The sequence below is a fragment of the Sphaerospermopsis sp. FACHB-1194 genome, assembly GCF_014696235.1.
Classification (GTDB): Bacteria; Cyanobacteriota; Cyanobacteriia; order Cyanobacteriales; family Nostocaceae; genus Sphaerospermopsis; species Sphaerospermopsis kisseleviana.
The window spans coordinates 21105-28384 of record NZ_JACJPU010000057.1; the positions used below are offsets into that span (position 1 = coordinate 21105).

General features: G+C 38.6%; 4 protein-coding genes and 2 pseudogenes. 3 read left to right on the forward strand and 3 right to left on the reverse strand.

Annotated elements, in window-relative coordinates:
• Positions 1-11: 11 nt before the first annotated feature.
• Positions 12-1607, reverse strand: a complete 1596-nt coding sequence (locus H6F45_RS23120) for a photosystem II high light acclimation radical SAM protein (RefSeq protein ID WP_190348492.1) — start codon at positions 1605-1607, stop codon at positions 12-14.
• Between the two features lie 662 nt (positions 1608-2269).
• Between H6F45_RS23120 and H6F45_RS23125 the strand changes: the two genes are divergently transcribed.
• From H6F45_RS23125 to H6F45_RS23135, 3 genes and pseudogenes are all read left to right on the forward strand, one after another.
• Positions 2270-2704, forward strand: coding sequence for a DUF1830 domain-containing protein (locus H6F45_RS23125; RefSeq protein ID WP_096570130.1), 435 nt, complete (start codon positions 2270-2272; stop codon positions 2702-2704).
• Between the two features lie 380 nt (positions 2705-3084).
• The gene (locus H6F45_RS23130) at positions 3085-3546 is read left to right on the forward strand and encodes a DUF4079 domain-containing protein (protein WP_096570128.1); all 462 of its coding nucleotides are present in this window, start codon (positions 3085-3087) and stop codon (positions 3544-3546) included.
• A 200-nt stretch (positions 3547-3746) separates the two neighbouring features.
• Positions 3747-3905, forward strand: a pseudogene (locus H6F45_RS23135) (ATP-binding protein); the annotation flags it as partial.
• Here H6F45_RS23135 and H6F45_RS23140 read toward each other — a convergent pair.
• Both H6F45_RS23140 and H6F45_RS23145 read right to left on the reverse strand, forming a co-directional pair.
• Positions 3865-5169 (reverse strand): hypothetical protein, encoded by a 1305-nt coding sequence (locus H6F45_RS23140; RefSeq protein ID WP_137669423.1) that lies wholly within the window; start codon positions 5167-5169, stop codon positions 3865-3867. The pseudogene H6F45_RS23135 and the gene H6F45_RS23140 sit on opposite strands and share 41 nt — an antisense overlap.
• A 44-nt stretch (positions 5170-5213) precedes the next feature.
• Positions 5214-6068: pseudogene (locus H6F45_RS23145) on the reverse strand (cysteine synthase family protein); the annotation flags it as partial.
• Positions 6069-7280 lie beyond the last annotated feature (1212 nt).

A 7280-nucleotide genomic window follows, 5' to 3' on the forward strand; every position in this document is an offset into this window, starting at 1 on the left:
CTCATACACACTCAGTTTACACTAGCCAATTGTTTCTCAGTTTTTTCCACAATTGGGGCTGTCAGTGCTGTTTCCAACTCAGCGCAACCTAATCTTGCTTCTAAGATTTTCATTACTTCCCTACCGAAGTCGTTGGGGTTTTGTCGCCAAGCTTGTAAACAGACTTCTCCGAAAAATGATCCTAATGGTTCTGGATTCCAAAGTAGTTTTTTGGCAGTCCAGGGCATCAAACTCATAGGATTATACCCTGGTTTGAGGATACCTTCTTTAAAAGCATATTCTTCCAGGTGGGTATGGGGTTGCAGTCCAATGAAGAAAATAGCAGGTTCAACTTTATCCGCGCCAAAAATCCGTTCTAGTTCTCGATGATAGGCTATAGTTTGGCGGATGGTTTCGGGACGCTCATCAATGACGTTAAATGAGTAATTGACGGAAACCATATCATTAAAACCTGCTGCTTTCAAGTCACGGCAGTTTTGCAGTACAGTCCGCAGGTTGTAACCCATCCGCATTTTCCGTACCAGTTCTTGAGAACCGCTAGTAATGCCGATTTCAAAATAATTCATCCCGGTTTTGGCCATCAACTCACACAGTTCTGGTGTTAAGTTGTCTGCTCTAATATAGGCCGCCCAGTTAATATCTGTCATGCCAGAATCAACTATTTTTTGCAATAGCTCTATTGCATCATCAATATATCTGCGGGCGGGGATAAATTGAGCATCGGTAAACCAGAAGTTACGGACACCGCGATTATATAGTTGGCGGATCTCGGCTACAACTTCATCGGCGGGATTAATGCGTACCTGCTTACCTTCAACTACTGTGTACACACAATAACAGCAGTTATGGGGACAACCGCGCTTGGTTTGTACACCAATATAGAAATCTTTATCTTGCAGGTAGTAGTTAATTTCTGGCCAGATGGTTTCTATGTAGTCGTAGTTACAAGCGGTTTTTTCTAGGGGTGTGGGTTGTTCATGGATCAGGCGTTGACGGGGTTGGTTTTCTCCCACTACATAACAACGTTCATCCCGAAATTCTTGGCCACTGAGGTATTTTGTAAGTAGGGTTTCCCCTTCACCTACGGAAATTATTGTTCCTGAAGGTAGGCTTTTTCCTAACTGTTCATAAAATACGCTGACTGCACCACCACCAACAACTGCACGGGCTTGGTTATGATATCTTTGGGCGCGTTTTAAACCGCGTTTGATTAATCCCAAGTTGCGCCATAGTTCTACATAGTAGGCGATGAAGATCCGCAACCCGCCTAATGCACCCCGTAATTTAATGAATGGGTTTTTGGCATAGTAAAATTCAAAGGCGTTTTGTAGGGGGTTGCCACCTCTACCTCCTACTGGTGCATAGATTTGAATATCTCGCCAAGAAAAGACTAGGAGTGTGGGTTTAAATTCGTCAATACAGCGATCTAGGGCGCTGCTGTAGTCCAGGGGTGGTACTGTTCCTAAATCAAATATTTTTTGTTCGATGTTAGGGAATAGTTTGTGGACGTGATCACTCAGGTAAACAACCCCAATGGGAAAGATGGGGTTACAAGGAAGGCGAACGTAAAGGATTCGATTTTCCATCATGGTTGTTTCAACTGCCATCTTGCCAATTTGTAGGGGAAAACTAGAGAAATATCTGGTCTAAACCTGTGGGTTTGTGGTGTTAATCTTAATTTACCAATATTTTGCTTGACATTTGAGCCAGTTTTTGATATTGGCAAATTTACTTTCAGGAAAAGTGAGAAAAGGTAAAATTGCTGGTCATCAAAATCATTGATGGTTAGCAATAGATAAAGTTTATGAAGAAAATTTCATATATCTTTACCATAACATTGATCTCTACCCAGATTTGGTAACAAGTTTAGGCATGGTTGCTCATTGAAACAAGAATCCCCTAAGGCGGGGAGCGTCAATGATTCAGTGATGATTGTCGCCTGCAAATTAGCAGATGTAAATCAGTAGATCGATAAAATTGAAAAACCAACTTCTCAGCAAGCCTGGGGTTAGTAGCCTTGTCTGACAAGCTTTCAGGGTTGTTAAGTTCACAGAGGGGGAACAGCAAAACTAAAGAAATTTAGTTGAAAATGTATAATAATGCAAAAATTAAGATATATTTGCCAATTTTTTTCCAAAAAAACATGACTTTAGATAGAAATGATGCAGAAAATTTCAGTTGGTAGTCGCAGTTACAGCAAATGGGGATCATCCGATGTTAGTTTTGGTTGTGTAATGTAAAATTGTGGCGTAAAAGCTCCTCAGCAGTTATGGCTCAAATATTAGATTCTCTACCACCGGAGCAATCGGGGAAAATTCTCTGCTGCTACGTCAATGCTACAAGTAAAATACAGGTGGCGCGTATTTCCAATGTTGCTAACTGGTACTTTGAAAGGGTGGTGTTTCCTGGACAAAGGCTAGTTTTTGAAGCGCCGAAAAAAGCGCAAATGGAGATTCATACAGGAATGATGGCGAGTGCGATTTTGTCGGATACAATACCGTGCGATCGCCTAGCACTGAATGAACCTGGTAGTGATGAGGGTGATCAAGACTCAGCCCCAGGAATAGAAGCTGCAAACACCAATGCGATGGTGTCGGAAATGAATACAAAAATTGAAGATACCACAAAACCTTTACAAAATATCACAGCCTCCATGAAAACCTATCAGTCACAACATGAGTTTTTACTGAATCTGGGAGTGTGACAGATGGGAAGGTTAGTTAATGTCAAAAGTTTTAAAAATCCCTGGATTAATATCCTTTGATTAAAAAAAAGCACGTTTATTAAATTTGAGGGTTGCTGAACTCAGCAGCCTTTTTTATTTTATTGGAGAATAGGGAATAGGGAATAGGGAATTGGGAATTGGGAATTGGGAATAAGTTAAGAATTTTACCGTAAGCATTCAGCCGTTCACAAATGCACCGAGTGTACACTTCCTCATCAATCTGTGGTATTTTATATTGAGGAGGCAGGATTTATTTATTTTGGATTTTGGATTGTTTGTGTCAACTCCAATCTCATAAAAATTTCTCCCCCATCTCCATATCTTCCTGTTCCCTGTTTTTTGACTTTTAATTTTTTACTATGAACTTACCTTCTTTTTTATGGTTGTGGAAAATAGCAGCTTGGTCTATGGGTTTAGCGATTCTAGCTTATGTTATTTTAGCAATGTCTGGTTTTTGGTTATGGCAAGTTAGAAATACTGGACGTTCTCCCATTGGTGTGGTTTTACCAAGGGTGAATAATATAGTCAAAAACTTTCATTTTTTTATTGGCTTCACTATGGTAAGTTTGGTATTATTATTGTTATTTATTGGTATTATGGGGACTTTAGGACATTTTGGTTCTTTGGGTCATTCTTTACATTTATTCGCTGGTTTATCTGTGGTAATTTTGGTTTTAATTTCTGCTTTTAGTGCAACTCAAATTAGTACAGGTCAATTTTGGGCTAGACCTTTACATATTACTTTGAATATGATTCTTTTCTTTGGTTTTGCTTGGGTTTCTTTGACTGGTTGGACTGTTGTACAAAAGTATTTACCATGACAATAAAAATTATGCTAGGCTTGATATGATTGAACCGCAAAGGACGCAAAGGACACAAAGGTAAGAGTTTTACAGAGAGTTTTTCGGGAGGCTATGTTTATTTTTATATTCTTTTGGTTTTGAGGATTTTTAATTTTTAATTTTTAGTTTCTATGCGATTAATATTAGTTGAAGATGAAAAAGATTTAGGTTTTATCGTGGCTGATCGTTCTCGAAATACTGGGGGTTCGGGTTTGGGTTTAGCTATTGCTTTGGCCATTACCCAAACTCATAAAGGTAAATTAGAAGTAGAAAGTCAGGTTGATCATGGTTCTACTTTTACGCTGTCTTTACCACTCGTTTCCACAGTAAACAAGTAATTTCTACTATCATTGATGTGATCATAGCTATAGCTGCGGCTATTGCTCCCTTCATTCCTTTATTAATAGCTAAACTGGCAATTATTAATAAAGTTCCTGTTGCTAACCATGTGGATAGATTAACATGACCTGTACGATTTTCACTTACTAAAAAACCTTGTGTGGCATTTTGCAAAGCTACAAATAATGGTACAATGGCACATATTAAAAGTACAGGTTTGATGCTATTTGCAAGGGTAAGATCATTACCGATAAAACTTTGAACTATGCGATCGCCTATGGGTGTTACACTCATCAATAATAATAATGTCGAACAAACTGCACCTACGCTAATAGCAAAAGTCAAAAGTTGGCGATCGCTCACTTGATGGCGATATTTAATTACCATTTGTTGTACCATGCGGGTAGAATTAGCAATTACTAATACCAAACCCCACGCAGCAGACCAAGCAGCAATAGCAATTGTAGCATCTTGAGCGCGGGCAAGAATACTAATTAATATCGCTCTCCCTCCCCAAACTACCATCATTGTATTTGCTAGGGGGAAATAAAATTTCCATACCTGGGCTAAGTTTTGGGGTAACCCAGGTTTGGTTTCTGTTTCTGGGGGTATGGTTGCTCCACTGCGATAAGCAAAAAATGTTACAGCTACAGCTTCAACTATCACCCCACTAATGAGAGCTATTCCTGCTAAAACACCCCCAGATAGTTGTATTAAAAACCCACTTACCAGAACTAAAGCCAATGTTAAAAGCCTGAAAATACTAGCTATAGCTAACGCACGGGGTTTACCGTGGTAAATTAATAAACCTTGAAAATAACGCCGCCATGCGATCGCAAACGGCCAACCACAAGCTATTAATAATACTTGACTGACTGTAGCTAACATTGCCAAAGGAATACCCAACAAACTCGCACCAACAGAATTAAATATGATAGGTATTCCCAACAAACCTAATAAAAAACTGAGTCCTACACCAGCAAACAAAGTAAAACGCCATAATGCTGCTCTAGATTTTTGTGATCCAGCCAAAGCATTAGCAGCGTGAAGGATCATAATAATAGGACTTTCAAAAAAGATTGCCAAAGACTTAGCCGCACCTACAGCCGCTATATTCACCTGAGCATCAGGAAGATAAGCTAAAGTAGTAGTCATCATCGGATCACCACAGGCCATAGTCACATCACTCAGGGATAAAGGCAAAAATTCCCGCCATAAACTCCCTAAACTTATATTTTTAGATGTATATTCTTCTAACTTCATTTCTTACTCTTTGCGTCTTTGCGTCTTTGCGTGAGAAAAAATATTTAACTTTTAAAACTAACCTGCGATTTAACAAGATCCAAAGGTACAGGATAAAGCTGAGAAATAGCTGTTACCAGATCGTCACTTTGTAAAATGTGAATATTTTGTGCAGTTAACCAATCGGTATTGTAAACTGTTTCTAGATAGCGATCGCCCCGATCAGGATTTAGTAACAACATAGTTTGAGGCTTGTTAAATCTTTGAGTATCAGCTAAAGCTGTGGCAACAATAGCACCAGTAAAAGCGCCCAAAAGCATACCCTCATATTTAGCCAAAGCATGACAGACAGAAAAAGCCACAGCATCATTGACGCTATAAGCAGCGTCTAACACCTGGGGGTCAAAATTGGGGGGAACGAAGGATAAACCCAGTCCTGTCATCTTATAGGGGTGTCTGGGAGTACCAAAAATAGCCGATCCAGCCACATCAACACCAATAATTCTGGTTTGGGGATAATATGTTTTAAAGTAGCGACTAATACCCCCTAATTGACCGGCTGTACTCACACCTATAACTATAGCATCAGGCGCACCCCCGAAAGCGTCAACAATTTTCCGCGCTGTCCAAAGTTCATGAGCATCAGTATTAAGAGGATTTTTATGTTGACATGGATACCAAGCGCCAGGTATATTTGCGGCTAATTCCTGAGCTTTTGTCATTCTCGCTACCTGCATTGAACCTTGAGCATCGGCAGCATTTAAAGGAAATTCAACGAGTTCTGCACCATAAGCAGTAAGCATTCGGCGCATAGTTACAGGTGTTTTTGCATCAATAACAATCATCACCCGATAACCTTTAGTTTCACCAACAATAGCTAAACCGATACCAAAGTTACCAGAACTAGATTCAACAATTGATAATTGACAATTGATAATTGATAATGGGTAAGGGGTGATTTAATAAAAAACTGATGAAATTCTGAACTTCTGAAATTACAAACTTCCCAAAAATCGAATTTCTCAAAAAATCGCAACTTCTCAAAAATCCCAACTTCTCAAAATTGCAACTTCTCAAAAATCCCAACTTCCCAAAAACCGAACTTCTGAAAATATGAACTTCCGAAAAATCGCAACTTCTCAAAATCGCAACTTCTCAAAATTGCAACTTCTCAAAAATCCCAACTTCCCAAAAACCGAACTTTTCCAAAATCAAACTTCTGAAAATCTGAACTTCCTAAAAATCAAACTTCTGAAAAATCCCAACTTCCCAAAATCTGAACTTCCCAAAAATCAAACTTCCGAAAATCTGAACTTCTGAAAAATTACAACTTCCCAAAAACCGAACTTCTGAAAATCAAACTTTCCGAAAAATCCCAACTTCCTAAAAACTGAACTTCTGAAAATCCCAACTTCCCAAAAACTGCACCTTCAAAAAATCGAACCTCCCAAAAACCGAACTTCTGAAAAACTGCACCTTGCAAAAATCCCAACTTCCCAAAAACCGAACTTTTCCAAAATCAAACTTCTGAAAATCTGAACTTCCCAAAATCAAACTTCTGAAAATCTGAACTTCCTAAAAATCAAACTTCTGAAAATCTGAACTTCCTAAAAATCAAACTTCTGAAAATCTGAACTTCCTAAAAATCAAACTTCTGAAAAATCCCAACTTCCGAAAATCTGAACTTCTGAAAATCAAACTTTCCGAAAAATCCCAACTTCCTAAAAACTGAACTTCTGAAAATCCCAACTTCCCAAAAACTGCACCTTCAAAAAATCGAACCTTCCAAAAACCGAACTTCTGAAAAACTGCACCTTGCAAAAATCCCAACTTCCCAAAAACCGAACTTTTCCAAAATCAAACTTCCCAAAATCAAACTTCTGAAAATCTGAACTTCCTAAAAATCAAACTTCTGAAAAATCCCAACTTCCGAAAATCTGAACTTCTGAAAAATTACAACTTCCCAAAAACCGAACTTCTGAAAATCAAACTTTCCGAAAAATCCCAACTTCCTAAAAACTGAACTTCTGAAAATCCCAACTTCCCAAAAACTGCACCTTCAAAAAATCGAACCTTCCAAAAACCGAACTTCTGAAAAACTGCACCTTGCAAAAATCCCAACTTCCCAAAAA